The following is a 1,797-nucleotide window of genomic DNA, read 5'->3' as shown; positions in this document are numbered from 1 at the left end:
GAGCCGTCCGCGCCGTCCGCGGCACCGGGGTCGGGGGCGAGGGTGGGCGGCGCCGTGGGCGGCAGCGGCAGCTCGGCGCCGGGGTCGACCTCGGGCACCGAGTCGTCGCCGTGCAGCCCGGCGTCCTGGGCGCACTCCGGCCACGCCTTGTCGGCGCCCATGCCGGCGAGGATGCGCTCGGCGACCGTGATCTGCTGCGCGCGGCTGGCGAAGTCGGGCTGCGAGGCGAACTCCTCGCCGCCGTACTCCTGCCACATGGCCATCGTCAACTGCAGGCCGCCGTAGTAGCCGTTGCCCTCGTCGGCGCTCCACAGCCCGCCGCTCTCGCACTCGGCGACCCGGTCCCACGTGCCGGCGTCGGCGGCGCTCGCGCCGCTCGCGCCCAGCAGCGGCAGGGCGAGACCCGCCCCGGTCGCACCGGCCGCGACGACGAACGCGGGGGCCTGGCGGGGACGTCGGTGGCGTCCGTTACCCGAGCGCATGCGAGTGCCTTTCGTTCCCTGTGTGTTCGAGCCAGTGGCCGAACCTAATACCGAAGTACCTCCGATCACAAGTTGATCGCCTGATAGTCACGCGCAGATCACAGAGACGGGCCGAAGTGCACCGGCAGGGTCCGAAGGCCGCGCATGATGAGCCCGCCGCGCCACCGCAATTCGGACGTCTCGGCCGCGAGCCGCAGGTCGGGAAGGCGGCGCAGCAAGGTACCCAGGGCGGTCTGCGCCTCCAGCCGGGCGAGGGGGGCGCCGAGGCAGTAGTGGATGCCGTGGCCGTAGCCCACGTGCTGATTGTCACGGCGGGACAGGTCCAGTTCGTCGGGGTCGGCGAAGCGGGCGGGGTCGCGGTCGGCGGCGGCCAGCACGACGAGCACGGGGTCGCCCACGGCGACGCGCTGCCCGCCGATCTCCAGCGGCTCGGTGGCGAACCGCCACGTCGCCAGCTCCACCGGGCCGTCGTAGCGCAGCAGTTCCTCCACCGCGGAGGGCAGCAGCGCGGGCTCGGCGGCCAGCCGGGCGCGCTCGGCGGGGTGGGTGAGGAGGGCGTACGTGCCGTTGCCGATCAGGTTGACCGTGGTCTCGAAGCCGGCGAAGAGCAGGATGAACGCCATGGCGGCGGCCTCGTTCTCCGTCAGCTTCTCGCCCTCGTCGGAGGCGCGGATGAGGCCGGAGATCAGGTCGTCGTCCGCGGCGTCGCCGCCGCCGAGTGCCGCGCGCTTGCGGTGGATCAGCTCGGCGAGGTAGGCGCGCATCTTCTTCACGGCGCGCGCGACGCCCCCGCGGGAGCCCTTGCCGTGGTTACGGGCCTCCGGGGGGCGTCCCCCGGAGGAATGCAGCATGACCGCGGCCCAGTCGCGGAAGTCGTCCTGGTCCTCCGCGGGGACGCCGAGGAGGTCGCAGATGGCGTAGATCGGCAGCGGGAAGGCGAACTCGTGGATGAGGTCGGCCTCGCCGCGGTCCGCGAAGCCGTCGATGAGCCGGTCGGTCAGCTCCTGCACGCGGGGCGCGAAGGCGGCGACGCGGCGGGGCGTGAACGCCTGGGAGACCAGCCGGCGCAGCCGGGTGTGGTCGGGCGGGTCGATGTTGAGCAGGTGGGTCATGAGGCCGGCGCCGCGCTCGCCGGGGATGCCGGTCTTGTCGCTGTGGTGGTGCGCGGGGTTCTTGGACAGCCGGGGGTCGGCGAGGGCCTGGCGTGCGTCGGCGTAGCGGGTGACGAGCCAGGCGTCGACGCCGCTGGGCACGGTGGTGCGGTGGACGGGGGCGTGGGTGCGCAGCCACGCGTACGCGGGGTACGGGTCGGTGG

General features: G+C 74.0%; 2 protein-coding genes. Both read right to left on the bottom strand.

Going from position 1 to position 1,797, the window contains the following annotated elements; genetic code table 11:
* A partial coding sequence (locus H5J30_RS30870) for a transglycosylase family protein (protein WP_181790788.1) occupies window positions 1-482 on the bottom strand: 482 nt, incomplete at its 3' end.
* A gap of 98 nt (window positions 483-580) precedes the next feature.
* A partial coding sequence (locus H5J30_RS30865) for a cytochrome P450 family protein (protein WP_181790786.1) occupies window positions 581-1,797 on the bottom strand: 1,217 nt, incomplete at its 5' end.

It is taken from the genome of Streptomyces phytophilus, from assembly GCF_013870535.1.
GTDB lineage: Bacteria > Actinomycetota > Actinomycetes > Streptomycetales > Streptomycetaceae > Streptomyces > Streptomyces phytophilus.
Note: the sequence above shows the minus strand (reverse complement) of the source record. Positions and strands in the feature narration are given on the sequence as shown.